Source organism: Pantoea rodasii (assembly GCF_002095465.1).
In the GTDB taxonomy this organism is placed as follows: Bacteria; Pseudomonadota; Gammaproteobacteria; order Enterobacterales; family Enterobacteriaceae; genus Pantoea; species Pantoea rodasii.
The window spans coordinates 22230-43031 of the sequence record NZ_MLFP01000086.1; the positions used below are offsets into that span (position 1 = coordinate 22230).

Genomic DNA, 20802 nt, shown 5'->3' on the forward strand with positions numbered 1-20802 from the left:
GATGAGCGGGGCGGGTTCGCTCGCCCAATTAGAATGTCAAAAATTGCCTGATGTATGGCAATAAAAAGGGAATGTACGCCGTGTTATTACCTTGGCTAATAATTATACCCTTCGTCGGGGGCTTACTCTGCTGGTTAGCAGAGCGCCTCGGCGCAAAAGTGCCGCGCTGGATCGCCATGATCACCATGGGTCTGACGCTGGCACTCGGCCTGCAGTTGTGGCTGCAGGGAGGCTATTCACTGACGCAGGCTTCGGGCATGCCGCAGTGGCAATCCACTTTCTCCGTACCGTGGATCCCGCGCTTTGGCATCAACTTCCATCTGGCAATCGACGGTCTGTCGCTGCTGATGGTGGTACTGACCGGTTTACTTGGTTTGATGGCGGTGCTCTGTTCCTGGAACGAAATTGAGAAGTATCAGGGCTTCTTCCACCTCAACCTGATGTGGATCCTCGGTGGTGTGATTGGCGTGTTCCTCTCCATCGACATGTTCCTGTTCTTCTTCTTCTGGGAAATGATGCTGGTGCCGATGTATTTCCTCATCGCGCTCTGGGGTCATAAAGCCTCTGACGGTAAAACCCGTATCAGTGCCGCCACCAAATTCTTCATCTATACCCAGGCATCGGGTCTGGTGATGTTGATTGCGATTCTGGGGCTGGTGTTTGTGCACTATAACGCGACGGGCGTCTGGACCTTCAGCTATGAAGAATTGCTGAAACCCCGATGTCGCACAACGTTGAATATCTGCTGATGCTGGGCTTCTTTATCGCTTTCGCGGTAAAAATGCCGGTGGTGCCGTTACACGGTTGGTTGCCGGACGCACACAGCCAGGCACCTACTGCCGGTTCCGTTGACCTCGCCGGTATCTTGCTGAAAACCGCCGCTTACGGCTTACTGCGCTTCAGTCTGCCACTGTTCCCGAATGCTTCCGCTGAGTTTGCGCCGATTGCCATGTGGCTCGGTCTGTTGGGTATCTTCTACGGTGCCTGGATGGCGTTCTCCCAGACGGATATCAAACGTCTGATTGCTTATACCTCCGTTTCGCACATGGGCTTCGTACTGATTGCCATCTACACCGGCAGCCAGCTGGCGTTCCAGGGCGCGGTTATCCAGATGATTGCGCACGGCTTGTCCGCCGCAGCACTGTTCATCTTGTGTGGCCAGCTGTATGAACGTCTGCATACGCGTGATTTGCGTCAGATGGGCGGTTTGTGGTCGCGCATTAAATGGATTCCAGGACTGTCGCTGTTCTTTGCGGTGGCCAACCTCGGTATGCCGGGCACCGGTAACTTTGTCGGCGAATTTATGATTCTGACCGGCAGTTTCCAGGTGGTGCCGGTGATTATTGTGATTGCCACCTTTGGTCTGGTGTTTGCCTCGGTGTATTCGCTGGTCATGATGCAGCGTGCGTACTACGGCGAAGCGAAATCGAAAGATCCGCTGCCGGGCATGTCACCGCGTGAATTTATGACGATCGGCGTGCTGGTGGTGCTGCTGGTTCTGCTGGGTGTGTATCCTCAGCCGATTCTGGATACTTCCCATGCTGCGATGAGCAATATTCAGCAGTGGTTTACCGCTTCAATTTCAACTACAAGGCCGTAATTCGCCATGACAATAACTCCTCAACATCTGATTGCGTTACTGCCGCTGTTGATCGTCGGATTGACGGTGGTGGTGGTGATGCTGTCCATTGCGTGGCGACGCAACCACTTTGTTAATGCCACGCTGACGGTCATTGGCCTTAACGTTGCGCTGTTTTCACTGTGGTTTGTCGGTCATGTCGGTGCCATGGATGTCACGCCGCTGCTGCGCGTTGACGGTTACTCGATGTTCTATACCGCACTGGTGCTGCTCGCCAGTCTGGCAACCTGTACTTTCGCTTATCCGTGGCTGGCCGGTTTCCCGGACAACAAAGATGAGTTCTATCTGTTAGTGCTGATTGCTGCACTGGGTGGGATTGTACTGGCCAGTGCTAACCATCTGGCAGCGCTGTTTATCGGTATCGAGCTGCTGTCACTGCCGTTGTTTGGCTTGATTGGTTATGCCTTCCGTCAGAAGCGCTCGCTGGAAGCGGCACTGAAGTACATGATCCTGTCCGCTGCGGCGTCATCGTTCCTGATCTTTGGTATCGCACTGATTTATGCCGATTCCGGTAGCCTGAGCTTTGTGCAGTTGGGCAAGAGCCTGAATGACAGCATGATGCACCAGCCGCTACTGCTGGTTGGCTTGGGTATGATGATCATCGGTCTTGGCTTCAAGCTGTCACTGGTGCCGTTCCATCTGTGGACGCCAGATGTCTATCAGGGTGCGCCTGCACCGGTGTCAACCTTCCTGGCCACCGCCAGCAAGATCGCCATCTTTGGCGTGGTGATGCGCTTGTTCCTGTACGCGCCAGTCACAGACAGCGAAGCGGTGCGCACCGTACTCGGTGTGATCGCCTTTGTATCGATTCTGTTCGGTAACCTGATGGCGATTTCGCAGAGCAACATCAAACGTCTGCTGGGTTACTCGTCTATCGCCCATCTCGGCTATCTGCTGGTGTCGCTAATTGCGGTGAAAACCCATCAGCTGTCGCTGGAAACCGCCGGTGTTTACCTGGCCGGTTATCTGTTCAGCAGCCTCGGCGCGTTCGGTGTGGTCAGCCTGATGTCCAGCCCGTACCGTGGACCGGATGCCGATACGCTGTACTCTTACCGTGGTCTGTTCTGGCACCGTCCGATTCTGTCAGCGGTGATGACCGTGATGATGCTGTCTCTGGCCGGTATCCCGATGACGCTGGGCTTTATTGGTAAATTCTACGTGATTGCTTCCGGTGTGAATGCGCACCTGTGGTGGCTGACTGCGGCAGTGGTTGCCGGTAGTGCGATTGGTCTTTATTACTATCTGCGCGTGACGGTGAGCCTGTACCTCAGCCCACCAGAACTGCACACGCGCGATCGTGATACGCCAGCCAACTGGGCGTTCACCGCCGGTGGTGTGGTGGTGCTGATCTCTGCGATTTTAGTACTGCTGCTAGGTGTTTACCCGCAGCCGCTGATCTCGCTGGTGCAGATGGCACAGCCGCTGATGTAATGTGAAGTGACGAAGAGAATCAGGCCCAAGGGCCTGATTTTTTTGCCTGAAATCTGAGAAATCGATCACGGTCAGCGGCTCGCAAAGGCTGGGACGTGCAGATTAATGACAACTCACTGTGATAATCTCAAGAGATCACTTTTTTCGCTCAGACAAGGAAGCACCATGGAAATGCAATGGCTTGACTGCCATCACAGCGACCTCAGCGCGCAGCAACTGTACACCCTGCTGGCGCTGCGCAATCACGTGTTTATCGTGGAACAAAATTGCCCTTATCAGGATATTGATGGCCAGGATCTTAACGCCGACAACCGCCACATTTTGGGCTTCCTTGACGGTAAATTATTGGCCTATGCCCGCGTGCTGACACCTATGTTGGAAAACGCCCCGGTGATCATCGGGCGGGTGATCGTGTCAGAAGAGGCGCGTGGCTTAAAATTGGGTTATCGCCTGATGCAACAGGCACTGGAAAGTTGTGATACCCATTGGCCGCAACGCACCATTTATTTATCGGCGCAGGCCCATCTGGAAGGGTTTTACGGTCGTCTGGGCTTTAAAGCGGTCGGTGAGGTGTACATGGAAGACAATATCCCGCATATCGGTATGCAGAAAGGATAACGGCGAGAATTGCGCCTCGCCGTTTATACCCGTCATACTTCAAATTACAGGTGCGTTGGCTGCTCTCGGTCGCCCGAATCACTTACTTGAGTAAGCTCATCGGGCCTCACTCGATTGCCGCCTTCCTGAAATTCGAATTATTCAGGGTAGATCAGCCCGGTGTCATCTGCCGGTCATCAGTGTATTTACGCTGATCTGGCGGCGGTGGGAAATACTGATACAACCAGGTTTCACTCAAGGTCTCATCTTTGGTACGCAGGAACAGGCGCATATCCACCGGCTTGGTGGAGTCGCTGTTTGGATACCAGTCAAACAGGATGCGATAGCCGTTAATCGGTTCCACATACAAAATCTCAACCTGTTTGATGGTGCCGGCATTAACGGTAATCACCGGCTCAATCCCTTTTGGTGCAGCCGCTTTCAAATCACCACCGACGAAATCGATCGCAAAGCGACGGCACCACTGATCCGGGAAGTGCTCGCCCGGCGCCCAACCTTCCGGGAAGCCGCCGATACCGGTACGTGTCGCATCCACACGCGCCAGACCGCTGCGCACTGGTGGCAGTTGACTCCAGTACAGTTTGTACTGGAAGTTAAACTCGCTGCCCGCTTTCACTGGTTCCGTTGGCTGCCAGAAGCACACCACGTTATCCAGTGTTTCACCGGTGGTCGGGATCTCCATCAGGTTGATGGCGCCTTTACCCCATTTGCCAATCGGTTCCACCCACAGGCTTGGACGTTTGTCGTACCAGCCAATCACGTCCTGATAATCTTTGAAATCATGATTAAGCTGCAGCAGACCAAAACCACGTGGGTTTTCATCTTCATAAGCGTTGAACTGCAAACGTTGCGGGTTGTTCAGCGGACGTGCAATCCATTCACCTCTACCGGTCCACATCGCCAGACGATCGGAGTCATGGATTTGCGGATGGTAGGTATTACACATGCGACGCTCGTTGGTGCCGCAGCTGAACATACTGGTCATCGGCGAGATACCGAGCTGATGAATGTCGTTGCGCGCAAACAGGTGGTTTTCCACCTCCATCACCACGCGTTTGTCTTCGCAGTGGATGGTGAACTTGTAGGCACCGGTAAGGCTCGCGCCGTCCAGCAGCGCGTACACCACGAAGGTGGTGTCATCCGCTTTCGGTGTTTCAAACCAGAAGGCGGTGAAGTCCGGGAACTCTTCGTGGCCGTTGCTAAAGGTGTTGACTGCCACACCACGCGCTGACAAGCCGTACTGGAAGGTTTCATCGACCGCGCGGAAGTAGCTCGCACCGAGGAACGAAACGATATCGCGTCGTGCCAGTTCCGGTTTTTAAACGCACGGAAACCGGCAAAGCCTAAGTCGGTTTTGCCGACCAGCTGCTGGGTATCAACGTTGGCGTTGTGATAGTTGAACAATTCCGGACGGAAGTGGATTTCGCGCGCTTCGCGGCTATCGGCATCCACCGAGAACATGCGGATGCGGCGTTTAAAGCCCATCCCCACGTGGAAGAACTGCACATCCAGTTCGCGATCGGGAATGTTATTCCACAGCGAATGGTTGGCATCGTACTGAATTTCGTTGTAGGCCTGCGGTGTCAGGTTGGCCAGGGTGTCGGGTAGCGGGCCGGGTGCGCCGCCCCAGGGCTGTTTCGCCAGCGCGGAGGCTTTCTTTTTCAGTGAGTCGAAATCGAAGCGCACTGCGGTGCCGTCGGCGATACCATCATCGGCCCAGGCGGACTGCGCAAACAGCGAGGAGAGCCCGGTCATACCGCTAGCGGCAGAGAGGGCCATGGACGCTTTCATAAATTTTCTACGATTCATGCCGGAAATCTAATCCTTAGCTGCTCTGGTGTGTTGTGACTGTCATAAGACGCATGGCGTCAGGCTTCAAGGGGTTACGACAGTCGCGAAATTAAAAAATTCAGTCTGACAAAAATTTATCAGATTAATCAAATAAGCGAAGCAGAATTCACGCGGCAACAGCGCGGATTACGCAACTTTGCATTGAGTTGAGCAAAACCCAGCGTAATCCTAATCCAATGCGTACAGCAAATACCGAATTTATGACTATAGTTAAACAACGATAAGTGACGAGCATGGAGGAAGTATAACGTGTCATCTACAGATCAATTCGAAACCCGCCTGGATGACGACCTGGCGCTGCTAACTGAAACCCTGGAAGAAGTACTGAAATCGTCGGGCGATCCGGCCGATCAGAAGTACATCGAACTGAAACTCAAAGCTGAACAGGCGCTGGAAGACGTGAAGAACCGCGTCAGCGAGGCATCCGACAGCTATTATTACCGCGCGAAAAAAGCCGCTTACCGTGCCGATGATTATGTGCACGAAAAACCGTGGCAGGGGATTGGCATTGGTGCCGCCGCTGGCCTGTTTGTGGGTTTGCTGCTGGCGCGCCGTTAATCTGTATGGGCACGCGCCGTGTGCGTGCCCGATTCCTCTCTTTTCCATCCTTTCGCTGCCCATTTGTTTCAAATCTTTGTTTCGCCCTCAATGCGATTGTTTTTCGCGTGCGCGCTTTCTACAGTAAGGCGACAGGGATAAGGAGAACGCAACGTGATACGTGTTGAAATGCTCTCAACGGGCGATGAAGTGTTACATGGGCAGATAGTGGATACCAATGCCGCGTGGCTGGCGGATGTGTTGTTCCAGAACGGCTTGCCGATGACCAGCCGCAGTACCGTGGGTGACGCTATGTCCTCGTTGGTCGATGCGCTGCAGAGCCGCAGCCACATTGCTGATGTGTTGATTGTTAACGGTGGCCTCGGCCCAACCAGCGACGATCTCAGCGCGCTAGCGGCGGCCACTGCGTGCGGCACCGAATTAGTCATCCAGCAGGAATGGCTGGAGAAAATGGAAGCCTGGTTCGCCAGTAGGGGCCGCATCATGGCACCCAGCAACCGCAAACAAGCAGAAATCCCCGCCAATGCAGAACTGATTGATAACCCGGTAGGCACCGCATGTGGCTTCGCGCTGCAGCTCAACCGCTGCTGGATATTCTTCACGCCGGGCGTGCCGTCAGAATTCAAAGTGATGGTTGAGCAAGAGATCATTCCGCGTCTCAAAGCACGTTTTGATTTACCCGAACCGCCGCTGTGTCTGCGCCTGACCACCTTTGGTCGCGGCGAGAGTGATATCGCCGCCGAACTGGAGCCATTGCCGTTGCCAGAAGGGGTGGTGATGGGGTATCGCTCTTCCATGCCGATCATCGAAATCAAACTCACCGGACCGGCCAGCCAGCGTGTGGCGATGGAACAAGCGTGGCAGCAAGTGAGACTGCTGCTGGCCGAATGCACCATTTTCGAAGGCACGGAAGGCCTGCCTGCGCTGTTAGCCCGCGAATTACAGCAGCGTGGCTTCCGTCTGGCATTAAGCGAACAGTTTACTGCGGGATTGTTGAACTGGCAGCTGGCGTCGGCAGAAGTGCCGCTGAGTGCTGCAGAAATTTTGCCACCGAACCGTGAAGACCTGGAAGCGCAGGTTGAACGGACGCGCGCGCTGGCCGCGCATCATGGCACGGTATTAGCCCTTTCTGTTGGCCATCTGGAGGAGGGTGAGGTGTCGATTGCATTGCACACACCGGAAGCCAGTTGGGGCCAGCGCGTGAAATTCACGCATGGACGTCACAACGTCGAAACGCGGCAGAAAGTGGTGGCGATGATGGCGATGAACATGCTGCGCCGCTGGCTGCACGGCAGTGAAGTCAGTACCGGGCACGGCTGGATTGATGTGCTGGAAGCAGTGAAACTGTAGCGGCCAGATTTATCGCGCGTGCCTGCAGCGGCGGGACCGCTGTAAGACGCGCAATAAATTGCCCGGCTTCGGGGATTGACGCTTAAAACTCGATCTCAATCTCCCCTTTGGCGCGACAACAGCAGGGCAGAATCTCGCCCTTCTGAATAAACGCCAATGGGGTTTCCGCATAAGCCACTTCGCCTTTCAGCAAGCGCACGCGGCATGAACCGCAGTAGCCTTCACGACACTGATACTCCACGCAGACATTGTGCGCTTCCAGTGCCGTCAGTAGATTGGGATGATCTTCTGCGCACTCCAGCCGGGAGCCGGAACTGCGCAGAATAACAACTGAACGACTCATGCTTACAGCTGGAAGTCGTTAAAGTCGTCTTCGCCGACTTCAGCGTCAATCTGACCGACCAGATAAGAACTCACTTCCACTTCCTGCGGGGCGACCTGCACGTTGTCGGAAACCAGCCAGGAGTTAATCCATGGAATTGGGTTCGAACGGGTCTGGAACGGCAGATCCAGACCAACACCTTGCATGCGGATGTTGGTGATGTACTCGATGTACTGGCACAGAATGTCTTTGTTCAGACCGATCATTGAGCCACCGCTGAACAGATATTCTGCCCACTCTTTCTCTTGCTCGGCGGCTTTCTTGAACAGGTCATAACATTCATCACGGCACTCGGCAGCGATCTCTTTCATCTCTGGATCATCTTCACCGCTGCGCAGCAGGTTCAGCATATGCTGGGTGCCGGTCAGGTGCAGCGCTTCGTCACGGGCAATCAGCTTGATGATTTTAGCGTTACCTTCCATCAGCTCGCGCTCGGCAAAGGCAAATGAACAGGCAAAGCTCACGTAGAAGCGAATGGCTTCCAGCGCGTTCACACTCATCAGGCAGATATACAGCTGCTTTTTCAATGCGCGCAGATTGACGGTAACCGTTTTGCCCGCCACTTCGTGCGTGCCTTCACCCAGCAGATGCCAGTAGCTGGTCATCTCGATCAGATCGTCGTAGTACTTCGAGATATCCTGCGCACGCGCCAGAATCTGCTCGTTCGTCACGATGTCATCAAACACCAGTGACGGATCGTTCACGATGTTACGAATGATGTGGGTGTAAGAGCGCGAGTGGATGGTCTCGGAGAACGCCCAGGTCTCAATCCAGGTTTCGAGTTCTGGAATAGAGATCAGCGGCAGCAGCGCCACGTTCGGGCTACGGCCCTGAATGGAATCCAACAGCGTCTGATACTTCAGGTTGCTGATAAAGATGTGCTTCTCGTGATCCGGCAATGCCTGATAATCGATACGATCGCGTGACACGTCCACTTCTTCCGGACGCCAGAAGAAGGAGAGCTGCTTTTCAATCAGCTTTTCAAAGATGTCATATTTTTGCTGGTCGAAACGGGCAACGTTCACTGACTGGCCGAAGAACATCGGTTCCAACAGCTGGTCATTTTTGTTCTGCGAGAATGTGGTGTAAGCCATGACTAAGTCCAAAAGTGATGAGGGCCGACCGTTGCCGGCCCTGACAAGATGAGGTGTGCGAGTAATTAAATCTTACACGCGCCGCTTTCGCAGCCATCATCCTGGATGGAAGGGGCCATATCGTCCTGCACATCTTCCGCACCGTCACGGGTGTTTTGGTAGTACAGGGTTTTCACGCCAAACTTATAAGCGGTCAGCAGATCTTTTAACAGCTGTTTCATTGGCACTTTGCCATTGGCGAAACGGCCTGGATCGTAGTTGGTGTTCGACGAAATCGCCTGATCGATGAATTTCTGCATCACGCCAACCAGCTGCAAATAACCGTCGTTGGACGGCATTTCCCACAGCAGTTCGTACTGATCTTTCAAACGCTCATACTCCGGCACCACCTGACGCAGAATGCCGTCTTTAGAGGCTTTGATACTGATGTGGCCGCGCGGTGGCTCAATACCGTTGGTGGCGTTTGAAATCTGTGAAGAGGTTTCAGACGGCATCAGTGCAGAGAGCGTAGAGTTGCGCAGGCCGTGCGTGGTAATGGACGCACGCAGACCTTCCCAATCCAGATGCAGCGGCTCATTGCATACCGCATCGAGATCCTTTTTATAGGTATCGATCGGCAGAATGCCTTGCGCATAAGTGGTCTCATTGAACCACGGGCAAGCACCTTGCTCTTTCGCCAGCTCGTTCGAGGCTTTCAGCAAATAGTACTGAATCGCTTCGAAGGTTTTGTGCGTCAGGTTGTTGGCGCTGCCATCAGAGTAACGCACACCGTTTTTCGCCAGATAGTAAGCGTAGTTGATCACGCCAATACCCAGGGTACGACGGCCCATTGCGCCACGCTGTGCGGCTGGGATTGGATAATCCTGGTAATCCAGCAGCGCATCCAGTGCACGTACCGCCAGAATCGCCAGCTCTTCCAAATCGTCGAGGCTATCAATCGCACCGAGGTTGAACGCAGACAGCGTACACAGGGCGATTTCACCGCTATCACCGTTAACATCATCCAGTGGTTTGGTCGGCAGCGCGATTTCCAGGCACAGGTTAGACTGGCGTACAGGCGCGATAGACGGATCAAACGGGCTGTGGGTGTTGCAGTGATCGACGTTCTGGATGTAGATACGACCGGTAGAGGCACGTTCCTGCATCATCAGTGAGAACAGCTCAACCGCTTTCACACGTTGCTTGCGGATGCTGTCGTCTTTCTCGTATTTGGTGTACAGACGCTCGAACTCGTCCTGATCGGCGAAGAACGCATCGTACAAGCCGGGCACGTCAGACGGGCTGAACAGGGTGATGTCCTCGCCTTTCAGCAGACGGGTGTACATCAGCTTGTTGAGTTGCACGCCGTAGTCCATATGACGCACGCGGTTACCTTCAACGCCACGGTTGTTTTTCAGGACCAGCAGGCTTTCCACTTCCAGATGCCACATTGGGTAGAACAGGGTGGCTGCACCGCCACGCACGCCGCCTTGTGAGCACGACTTCACCGCCGTCTGGAAATGCTTATAGAACGGGATACAACCGGTGTGGAAAGCTTCGCCGCCACGGATCGGGCTGCCCAGCGCACGAATGCGACCGGCGTTGATACCGATACCGGCACGCTGTGAAACGTATTTCACGATAGCGCTGGAGGTGGCGTTGATGGAATCAAGGCTGTCACCACACTCGATCAGGACGCATGAGCTGAACTGACGGGTTGGGGTACGCACGCCAGACATGATTGGCGTCGGCAGTGAGATCTTGAAGGTAGACACGGCATCATAGAAGCGACGCACGTAATCCATACGCGTTTCGCGCGGGTAACCAGAGAACAGGCACGCGGCGACCAGAATGTAGAGGAACTGCGCACTCTCGTAGATCTCACCGCTAACACGGTTCTGCGCGAGGTATTTGCCTTCCAGCTGCTTCACGGCGGCGTAAGAGAAGTTCATGTCGCGCCAGTGGTCGAGGAACTCGTCCATCTGCTCGAACTCTTCAACGCTGTAGTCTTCCAGCAGATGGCGATCGTATTTACCCATCTCAACCATTTTCACGACCTGATCGTACAGCTTCGGCGGCTCAAACTGACCGTAGGCTTTTTTACGCAGGTGGAAGATGGCGAGGCGTGCAGCCAGGTACTGATAATCAGGCGCATCACGGGAGATCAGGTCTGCAGCGGCCTTGATGATGGTCTCATGGATATCAGATGTACGAATCCCATCGTAAAACTGAATGTGAGAACGCAGCTCAACCTGAGACACCGAGACATTGTTCAGCCCTTCAGCTGCCCAATCGAGTACTCGGTGAATCTTATCGAGATCAATGCGTTCCTGGCGGCCATCGCGTTTAGTAACGAGCAGACTTTGGTTCATGTCGCGTGTTTACCTGTCCATCAAAAAAGAGAGTTATCCCCCAGCTATGCACAAGGTTTTTACACAAGCCGCTCGTTGTGAGTAAGCCTGTGGATAAACACTATATATAGGGGGTGCGGGAAGTTTGAACAACAATATGGTGAGTATTTTAGCTAGCAATCTCTTCTTAACAAGAGTTGATTTTCAGTGAGAATTGCGTCCTGGGGGGTGGCGAAAATCCTGGATCCCCATTCCGTAAGGCCTGCAACTCGTGTCAACGGCAAAGCAGTTTTTTTTCATAATTTGATCGAGCGCGTGTTTATTGCTCAACCTCCCCAACGCAAGATTTTTCTTAGGTCAAAAAAGCCCTGACAAGGCCGCCAGTAGCGAACTTATCTAAAATTGCTTATGAATTTTTTGTGACCAATGCAGCCTACAAAAAAGGCGGGTACGCGTCTAAAAGGAAATTGATCTGGATAGCCGCAGGATTACAAACCGGGGGCTTTCCACATCGAGGTAGTTAACCCACTGTCCACCAAGGTCAATTGGTCGGCATACACTTGCTGCCAGCGGGCTTTTTGCTGCAGATAAAGCTGATGATGTTCTGCATTAGGCTGGAATTCTCGATCCCAGCGCACCAGATTGCGTCCAGTCTCGCTGAGATTGTCATACACACCGGCGGCAACGCCTGCTGCGATAGCGCAACCCAGTGCGGTGGCTTCTTTCACCTGCGGCACTTTCACCGTCAGGCCGGTGACATCGCTGAGAATCTGGCTCCACAGCTTGCCCTTGGCGCCACCGCCAGCAAACACCAGCTGCGTGGCACGCACACCGGAAAAAGTGGCCACCTGGTCGAGGTTACAGGCGGAGACAATCGCCGCATTCTCCTCCAGCGCACGAAACAGCGTTTGCTTGTTACAGCGTTCAGCATCAATGGAAAGGTTTATAAAGGCGGGCGCGGCGTGATACCACTTATTAAAGTGCATGGCATCGGAAAACACCGGCATCACGCCCCAGGATCCGGCAGGCACGCGCGCGGCCATCTCCTCCAGCAAGCTATAACAATCGACGCCGAGACGCTCCGCCAACAATTTCTCTTCTCCGCAGAAGGCATCGCGGAACCAGCGCATTGTCAGGCCAGTGAAGAAGCTGATCGCTTCCGCCTGCGCCATGCCGGGGATCACATGCGGATTCACCCGAATATTCATCTCAGGATCGACCTGCGGATGCGGCAGATTCACCACCTGCTGCCAGAAGGTGCCACCCAGCACTGCAGTTTCGCCCGCGGTCACCACGCCTAACCCCAGCGTGCCCAACTGCACATCACCGCCGCCAATGCCCACTACGGTGCCTTGCGCCAGTCCACACTGGCGAGCGGCTTCGGCCGTAACATGCCCCAATGGCGTGCCAGTTTCGGCGACGGGTGAAAGAATGTCGCCGCGCAAACCTGCCATCTCCAGCAAATCAGGTCGCCAGTTACGGGTGTGTAAATCCAGCAAGCCGGTGGTGCCTGCATTGGAAGGATCCACCGCCAGTTCGCCACTCAGGCACTTTGCCAGCCAATCACTGATCATCGACAGCGTGGCCGCCTGGCGATAGATATCCGGTCGATGATGCGCCAGCCACAACAGACGTGGCATCGCACCCAGGGCCAGCGTTTGCCCGGAGCACTGGTAGATCTCACGCTCAAACTCACCGTGATGAATCTCTTTCAGTTCACTCACTTCGCGACTGGCGCGCGCATCCACGTTGGCACAGGCCCAAATGGCTTCCCCCGCTTTGTTGTAAAGCACGATCCCTTCCCGCATTGAGCAGCAGGCCACGCCGCGAATCGCGCTGGCAGGCAGCTGCGCCTGTTGCAACACCTGACGGATGCACTGACAGGCAAGCGGCCAGTTCTGGTTCAGGTCAAACTCCATCGAACCGGGCACATCGGGCAGGGCGAGATGCCGCCATTCAGCCTGCGCCACGGCAACTTGCTCACCCTGAAGATTGAAAATCACGGCGCGAATGCTGCCGGTGCCAGCGTCTAATGCCATCAGATGCGGGGCGTGTGTCATCACGAACCTCCTGTGAAAAACGGAACGAGTGCTCCACACCGACGGCCCAACGGGTGTTACTGCAAAGATAGCTGTGCGCGTGGGTTTTCACCTCCAGATGAACGGCTTAGCCCACCGGGGAAAGTTTGAACTGTGATCGCTGCGAGAGTTTTATTAAACAAGCTTTACCAGGATTGCCACTTTGCCAATCGCGATAAAAAAGGACATGCCGATGGAAGTCACGCTGGTTGAAATCAACGTAAAACCCGACTGTATCGACGAATTTCTGCGAGTCTTCAAGCTTAATCATTTAGGGGCGCTGGAGGAGCCGGGCAATCTGCGGTTTGATGTGTTGCAGGACAGCAGCGTGGCAACGCGCTTCTTTATTTATGAAGCTTACACCGATGAAGCCGCCGTGCTGGCGCACAAGAAAACACCGCATTACCTGGCGTGCGTTGAGGCGCTGGAAGCACTAATGAGCGAACCAAGAAAGAAAACCGCGTTTAAGGGGATTTTTCCGTAGAGACGGAATGGACATCTCCGCACTATCGCGTATCAGCATGATGAGATGTTCTTAAAGCGGGTTAAAAGGAAGAAAAACGCAATAAATTGTGCCGCTGCATTAACTTAAAGACAGCGGCTGCGAGGGCAACCTAATGAAGCCAATGCATAACGCAACGCCACTCAAAGCCATGACCAACGTTCATGGCCAGTAAAGCCCCGCCCGAAGAGCAAAGCGTCCGCCGCAGGGATGCGGCGGCCGATCTGCATGGATGCGTGTTTCCTTTGCGATCGGGCGGGGCTTGACTGGACGACGCGCCGTCCCCGCAGCCATCCTGCGCCGTCCCCGCAGCTGATTCCACCGCGAAACATTCCAATCTCACCGCAAGCACTAGCCGATCTCGCAGCATCGACCCAACGCATTCCTACAGCAAACGCCCATCATTCCTGACGATACGTATGCACCATATAATTCACATCAACGCCACGTCCCAGACGGAACTGATTGGTCAGCGGATTATAATGCAAACCAATCATGCCCATCTCACGCAGCGGCGTCTCATCAACCCAATTCAGCAGCTCCGCCGGACGGATAAACTTCTTCACGTCATGCGTACCGCGCGGCACCATGCGCATCACATACTCGGCGCCAAACACCGCCAGCAACCACGCTTTTGGATTACGGTTAATGGTCGAGAAAAACACTTCGCCGCCCGGTTTCACCAACTGCGCGCAAGCCAACACCACAGAACGCGGATCCGGCACGTGCTCCAGCATCTCCATGCACGTCACCACGTCATAAAGCCCGGCGTGACTCACAGCATGATCTTCAACGGTCTGCTGCACATAGTGCACGCTCACACCGCTCTCCAGCGCATGCAACCGCGCCACTTCCAGCGGTTCGGCGCCCATATCCAATCCGGTCACCTCAGCGCCTTCACGCGCCATGCTTTCCGCCAAGATACCGCCGCCGCAGCCCACATCCAGCACCTTCTTACCAAACAGACCATGACTGTGCTGGGCAATCCAGCCAAGACGCAGGGGATTGATGCGGTGTAACGGCTTAAATTCACCTTCTAAATCCCACCAACGCGATGCGACCGCTTCAAACTTGGCAATCTCAGCGTGGTCGACGTTTTGGCGGCTTTCCTGCGGTTGTTCACTCATTGAATCACGACTCCTGGCAAAATATTCCCTCAGTATAAACGCTTAACTCTCACCAGCGCATCTCTCACCTGCAAGGAAAAGAGGCATTAAACCCTGCTTTACGTTCACCGAGGGCAACCACTGTGATATACTTTCGCACCATTAAAAACCGGCATTATGTAGAGGGATAGCGGCTCCATGAGCGACCTTGCGAGAGAAATTACACCGGTCAATATCGAAGAAGAGCTAAAAAACTCTTACCTTGATTACGCCATGTCGGTCATCGTTGGCCGAGCATTACCCGATGTGCGTGATGGCCTGAAGCCGGTGCACCGCCGTGTGCTTTTTGCCATGAGCGAACTGGGTAACGACTGGAATAAAGCTTATAAGAAATCGGCCCGTGTGGTCGGTGACGTGATCGGTAAATATCACCCACACGGTGATTCCGCGGTATACGAAAGTATCGTTCGTATGGCCCAGCCGTTCTCCCTGCGCTACATGCTGGTAGATGGTCAGGGTAACTTCGGTTCCGTTGATGGCGACTCCGCCGCAGCGATGCGTTATACCGAAGTACGTATGGCGAAAATCTCTTCCGAACTGCTGGCGGACCTCGAAAAAGAGACCGTCGATTTTGTGCCGAACTACGATGGCACCGAGCAGATTCCTGAAGTGCTGCCGACCAAAATCCCTAACCTGCTGGTGAACGGTTCATCCGGTATTGCCGTGGGTATGGCCACCAACATTCCGCCACACAACCTGACGGAAGTGATCAACGGATGCCTGGCCTTTATCGAAGATGAAGACATCACCGTTGAAGGCTTGATGGAACACATCACCGGTCCGGACTTCCCGACTGCGGCCTTCATCAACGGTCGTCGCGGTATCGAAGAAGCCTATCGCACCGGTCGCGGTAAAATTTACATCCGCGCACGCGGTGAGATTGAAACCGACGCTAAAACCGGCCGCGAAACCATCATCGTCAATGAAATCCCGTATCAGGTAAACAAAGCGCGCCTGATCGAGAAAATTGCCGAGCTGGTTAAAGAGAAGCGTGTTGAAGGCATCAGCGGCCTGCGTGATGAATCCGATAAAGACGGTATGCGTATCGTCATTGAGGTCAAACGCGATGCAGTGGGTGAAGTGGTTCTCAACAACCTCTATTCACTGACGCAGCTGCAGACCTCGTTCGGTATCAACATGGTTGCCCTGCATCAGGGCCAGCCGAAGATCATGACGTTGAAAGGCATCATTGAAGCCTTCGTGCGCCATCGTCGTGAAGTTGTGACGCGTCGTACCATCTTCGAACTGCGTAAAGCACGCGACCGCGCGCACATCCTTGAAGGCCTGGCGATTGCGCTGGCTAACATCGATCCGATCATCGAACTGATTCGTCGTGCACCCACACCTGCGGAAGCGAAAGCGGGCCTGTTGGCACAGCCATGGGATCTCGGCAACGTGGCTACCATGCTGGAGCGCGCGGGCGATGATGCTGCACGTCCAGAGTGGCTGGAAGCGCAGTTTGGTATCCGTGACGGTCAGTACTACCTGACTGAACAGCAAGCTCAGGCGATTCTGGATCTGCGTCTGCAGAAACTGACCGGCCTTGAGCACGAAAAACTGCTCGACGAGTACAAAGAGCTGTTAGATCAAATCGCTGAACTGATCTACATCCTGCAAAACGCCGATCGTCTGATGGAAGTGATCCGCGAAGAGCTGGTGGCGATGCGTGACCAGTTTGGTGATGAACGTCGTACCGAAATCACCGCCAACAGCGCCGACATCAACATCGAAGACCTGATCACTCAGGAAGATGTTGTGGTGACGCTGTCGCATCAGGGTTATGTCAAGTACCAGCCGCTGAGAGACTATGAAGCTCAGCGTCGTGGTGGCAAAGGCAAATCTGCTGCACGTATTAAAGAAGAAGACTTTATTGACCGTCTGCTGGTGGCCAACACCCATGACACCATTCTGTGCTTCTCAAGCCGTGGCCGTCTGTATTGGATGAAAGTCTATCAGCTGCCAGAAGCGAGCCGTGGTGCGCGCGGTCGTCCGATCGTCAACCTGCTGCCGCTGGAAGCCAACGAGCGTATCACCGCCATTCTGCCGGTGCGTGAATACACGGAAGGCTTCAACATCTTCATGGCGACCGCTGACGGTACCGTGAAGAAAACGGCCCTGCAGGAGTTCAGCCGTCCACGTAGCGCCGGTATCATCGCCATCAACCTGCGTGAAGATGATGAGCTGATCGGTGTGGCGCTGACCAACGGTGGCGACGAAGCCATGCTGTTCTCTGCGGCAGGTAAAGTGGTGCGCTTCGCTGAGACTGCGGTTCGCGCCATGGGCCGTTCGGCCTCCGGTGTCCGCGGTATCAAGCTGGCTGAAAACGACAAAGTGGTGTCGCTGATTGTGCCACGTGAAGAGGGCGCGATCCTCACCGTGACGCAAAACGGTTACGGTAAACGTACCGCTAACAGCGAATATCCAACTAAGTCGCGTGCGACTCAGGGTGTGATCTCGATTAAAGTCACCGAACGTAACGGGCCAGTGATTGGCGCGGTACAGGTGGTGGATGGCGATCAGATTATGATGATCACCGATGCCGGTACGCTGGTGCGTACTCGCGTGTCGGAAGTTAGCGTAGTAGGGCGTAACACCCAAGGCGTGATCCTGATCCGTACCGCAGAAGACGAAAATGTTGTCGGTCTGCAACGTGTCGCTGAGCCGGTGGAAGAGGAAGAACTCGACGCCATCGACGGCAGCGTCGCGGAAGGCGAAGAAGATATCGCGCCGGAAGTGGACAGCGATGATGCGCCAGAAGCGGACGAAGAAGAGTAATCCGCAGCAGTAACGATCAACGGCAGGTCAGGGCAACCGACCTGCCGTTTTTTTATCTGAGTTTTACTCCCAAAGTCGCGCGCTAACTGGCTTTTTAGGGCCGATAAAGCTAGTGTATGAGAGCTTTTCAACTTCCTGACAACCCCTTGCCGCCAGTGAGCCTCTTTTGAAATATCTCGTCTCCTTTCGCACCACGCTTCGCATCTCGCGCTATCTTTTCCGTGCGCTGGCGCTGCTGCTTTGGACGCTGGGTGCGTTGCTGACCACCTTCTTCATCATCAACGTACTGCATGAAAAAGAGAACGCGGTTCGTCAGGAATTTGCGACCAATTACGGCCAGGCGGAGTGGTATGTGCGCCACTCAGCCGATGTCATGCGAGAACTAAAATACATCACCGAAAATCGCCTGAGTAACAGTGCTAACGGCCTGGATGTATTGAATGGACTGCCCACCAGCAAAAGCACCATGCCGCAATTTACGCCGCTGTTCTCTGACGGTGATTGCACCTCGATGAGCAACACCTGGCGCAACTCACTCGACTCGCTCAGCTACTTCATTAATTACTGGAAAAGTAATTTCGCGTCGGCTTACGAACTCAACCGCGTGTTCTTTATTGGCGGAGAGAATCAGTGCCTGGCGGACTTCACCATTGGCAACAACAACTCGGTCGATCGCGAACGCAGCCTGAAGGCATTACGAGAACGTGTAATGCATTATCGCAGCGGCAACGAAGACGAACGCCGTAATCCTATGTATTGGATTACGCCGAGCAGCCAGCCCGGCGTCGGAAATTTCTACATGGTGATGCCGGTGTATGTCGCCAATAAGCTGCAAGCGTTGCTGGGCGTGGAACAAAATATCCGTCTCGATGAATTCATCCAGCCGGGTGGTCTACCGCTGGTTGCGACCATCACTGATGAGAACTACCGTCCGCTGTTGAGTTCGCGTCGCGGTGGACCCGGCTACTCCTTTGACGATCTGCCGGATGACAGCACCTGGTTTGGTTATCTGGATAGCTATCGCCAGTTGGTGCTGAAGAAACCGCTGCCGCCCTCCAATCTCAACGTGGTGTGGTCACTGTCAACCGACGTGTTGGTGGATCAGCTCAAGCTGATGTTAATCAATGCTCTGTTGCTCAACATCCTTAGCGCGCTGATCCTGTTCACGCTGGCGTGGGTATTTGAACGCCGCATGTTCCTGCCCGCGGAAGACAATGCGCATCGTCTGGAAGAACACGAGCAGTTCAACCGTAAAATCGTTGCCTCGGCACCGGTCGGCATCTGTATTCTGCGCACCAGCGACGGCACCAATATTCTCAGCAATGAGCTGGCGCACAACTATCTGACGCTGTTGACGCAAGAAGATCGCCAGCGCCTGAATGAGATCATCGGTGGGCAGCAGGTCAACTTTGTCGATGTCCTCACCGGCACCAACACCAACTTGCAAATCAGCTTTGTGCATTCGCGCTATCGTAATGAAAATGTGGCGATTTGTGTGCTGGTGGATGTCTCGGCGCGCGTGCGCATGGAGCAATCACTGCAGGAGATGGCACACGCGGCAGAGCAAGCCAGCCAGTCGAAATCGATGTTCCTTGCCACCGTCAGCCATGAATTGCGTACTCCGCTGTACGGCATTATCGGGAACCTCGACCTGCTACAAACCAAGTCGCTGCCGAAAGGCGTGGAATCGCTGGTGACGGCGATGAACAACTCATCGAGCCTGCTGCTGAAAATCATCAGTGATATCCTCGACTTCTCGAAAATTGAGTCGGAGCAGCTGAAAATTGAGCCGCGTCCGTTCTCGCCGCGTGAGGTGGTCAATCACATTACCAGCAACTATCTGTCGCTGGTGGTGCGTAAACGTCTGACGCTGTATGTATTTATTGAAAACGATGTGCCGCTGACGCTGGATGGCGATCCGATGCGTCTGCAGCAGGTGATCTCTAACCTGCTCAATAACGCCATCAAATTCACGCACACCGGCTGCATTATTCTCCATGCCTATGTGAAAGATGGCTATTTAGCCTTCCGCGTGCGCGATACCGGTGTCGGTATTCCGGCAAAAGAAGTCACACGTCTGTTCGATCCCTTCTTCCAGGTGGGTTCTGGCGTGCAGCGCAACTTCCAGGGAACCGGGCTGGGCCTGGCAATCTGTGAAAAGCTGATCAACATGATGGACGGTGATATTGAGGTCGACTCTGAGCCGGGCATGGGCAGTCAGTTTATCATTCGTATTCCTATCTACTCTGGGCAGCAGCCCGCGCCGCCGCTGCTGGATGGATTACAGGAAAAAGCCATCTGGCTGGATATGCGTAACGACTATCTTGCTGTCTTCCTGCTGCGTTTACTGCAGCAGCAGGGCATTACGATAGCCCGTTATCAGGGCAGTGCCAGCAGTGATGATGTGATCATCAGCGACCACCAGGAAACGGTATCGCAGCCGGTGCGCGCGCAGATCCATATTTGCGGTGAGCACATTGATATGCCGCAAGAAACGGCACCGGGCCAGTGGGTGCAGAGCAGCGCCATGCTGCATGATTTACCTTTGCTGCTGGGCCGCATTTATCGCATCAATATTGACAGTGAAACCAGCACGCCGTTGTCGTTAGCGGCTCCGCAAGCTGCCGAAAATTACGATGACATTATGGTGCTGATTGTTGACGACCATCCAATCAACCGTATGTTGCTGTCCGAGCAGTTGGGCACGCTGGGCTACCAAACCAAAACTGCACAGGACGGGGTTGATGCGCTGAATGTGCTGAGCCGCAATCATATTGATATCGTGTTGAGTGACGTGAACATGCCGAATATGGATGGTTATCGCCTGACGCAGCGTTTACGCCAGCTGGGCCATGCGTTCCCGGTGATTGGCGTGACGGCCAATGCATTGGCGGAAGAGAAGCAGCGTTGTATGGATGCCGGTATGGATAACTGTTTATCCAAGCCCGTTACGCTTGATGTGTTGAAAGTGACGCTGGCAACTTATGCAGATCGGGTGAGAAAGAGCAGGGAAGGGTAGTTCAGCAGA

The 20802-nt window shown here is 54.3% G+C and carries 12 protein-coding genes and 2 pseudogenes; 8 read left to right on the forward strand and 6 right to left on the reverse strand.

The features are described 5' to 3' along the window. Positions 1-80 precede the first annotated feature (80 nt). The 3 genes and pseudogenes from nuoM (at position 81) to HA45_RS23550 (ending at position 3688) form a co-directional block, all read left to right on the forward strand. A pseudogene (gene nuoM / locus HA45_RS23540) lies at positions 81-1600 on the forward strand (NADH-quinone oxidoreductase subunit M). A 6-nt stretch (positions 1601-1606) separates the two neighbouring features. Further along, a complete protein-coding gene (gene nuoN / locus HA45_RS23545) occupies positions 1607-3070 on the forward strand; it encodes an NADH-quinone oxidoreductase subunit NuoN (RefSeq protein WP_100701096.1) in 1464 nt (487 codons plus the stop codon). 165 nt (positions 3071-3235) lie between these two features. Next, positions 3236-3688 (forward strand): GNAT family N-acetyltransferase, encoded by a 453-nt coding sequence (locus HA45_RS23550; RefSeq protein ID WP_100701095.1) that lies wholly within the window; start codon positions 3236-3238, stop codon positions 3686-3688. Between the two features lie 151 nt (positions 3689-3839). Here the strand turns inward: HA45_RS23550 and HA45_RS23555 are convergent. Next, a pseudogene (locus HA45_RS23555) lies at positions 3840-5497 on the reverse strand (glucan biosynthesis protein D). Positions 5498-5788: 291 nt separating this feature from the next. Here HA45_RS23555 and elaB point away from each other — a divergent pair. Next, entirely contained in the window at positions 5789-6097 is a 309-nt protein-coding gene (gene elaB / locus HA45_RS23560; RefSeq protein WP_100701092.1) for a stress response protein ElaB, read from the forward strand. 153 nt (positions 6098-6250) lie between these two features. Beyond that, complete coding sequence (locus tag HA45_RS23565; RefSeq protein WP_100701091.1) at positions 6251-7447, forward strand: nicotinamide mononucleotide deamidase-related protein YfaY; 1197 nt, start codon at positions 6251-6253, stop codon at positions 7445-7447. Positions 7448-7529: 82 nt separating this feature from the next. Here HA45_RS23565 and yfaE read toward each other — a convergent pair whose 3' ends face one another. The 4 genes from yfaE to lsrK all read right to left on the reverse strand — a co-directional run bounded on the left by yfaE (position 7530) and on the right by lsrK (position 13313). Continuing rightward, complete coding sequence (yfaE, locus tag HA45_RS23570) at positions 7530-7790, reverse strand: class I ribonucleotide reductase maintenance protein YfaE (RefSeq protein ID WP_100701090.1); 261 nt, start codon at positions 7788-7790, stop codon at positions 7530-7532. A gap of 2 nt (positions 7791-7792) precedes the next feature. Further along, the gene (nrdB, locus tag HA45_RS23575) at positions 7793-8923 is read right to left on the reverse strand and encodes a class Ia ribonucleoside-diphosphate reductase subunit beta (protein ID WP_100701089.1); all 1131 of its coding nucleotides are present in this window, start codon (positions 8921-8923) and stop codon (positions 7793-7795) included. Between the two features lie 65 nt (positions 8924-8988). Continuing rightward, entirely contained in the window at positions 8989-11274 is a 2286-nt protein-coding gene (gene nrdA, locus HA45_RS23580; RefSeq protein WP_128599105.1) for a class 1a ribonucleoside-diphosphate reductase subunit alpha, read from the reverse strand. A gap of 467 nt (positions 11275-11741) precedes the next feature. Then, positions 11742-13313 carry an autoinducer-2 kinase gene (gene lsrK, locus HA45_RS23585; RefSeq protein WP_162288456.1) on the reverse strand — a complete coding sequence of 524 codons (1572 nt, stop codon included), beginning with the start codon at positions 13311-13313 and terminating at the stop codon, positions 11742-11744. A gap of 211 nt (positions 13314-13524) precedes the next feature. Between lsrK and lsrG the strand changes: the two genes are divergently transcribed. Next, complete coding sequence (gene lsrG / locus HA45_RS23590; protein ID WP_100701087.1) at positions 13525-13815, forward strand: (4S)-4-hydroxy-5-phosphonooxypentane-2,3-dione isomerase; 291 nt, start codon at positions 13525-13527, stop codon at positions 13813-13815. Positions 13816-14234: 419 nt separating this feature from the next. Here the strand turns inward: lsrG and ubiG are convergent, their stop codons facing one another. Beyond that, the gene (ubiG, locus tag HA45_RS23595) at positions 14235-14960 is read right to left on the reverse strand and encodes a bifunctional 2-polyprenyl-6-hydroxyphenol methylase/3-demethylubiquinol 3-O-methyltransferase UbiG (protein ID WP_100701086.1); all 726 of its coding nucleotides are present in this window, start codon (positions 14958-14960) and stop codon (positions 14235-14237) included. 177 nt (positions 14961-15137) lie between these two features. On the opposite strand from ubiG, the gene gyrA reads away from it, so the two are divergent. Beyond that, positions 15138-17774: a DNA topoisomerase (ATP-hydrolyzing) subunit A gene (gene gyrA, locus HA45_RS23600; RefSeq protein ID WP_100701085.1), complete on the forward strand. Its 2637-nt coding sequence runs from the start codon at positions 15138-15140 to the stop codon at positions 17772-17774. 166 nt (positions 17775-17940) lie between these two features. Beyond that, positions 17941-20793, forward strand: a complete 2853-nt coding sequence (gene rcsC, locus HA45_RS23605; protein ID WP_100701084.1) for a two-component system sensor histidine kinase RcsC — start codon at positions 17941-17943, stop codon at positions 20791-20793. Positions 20794-20802 lie beyond the last annotated feature (9 nt).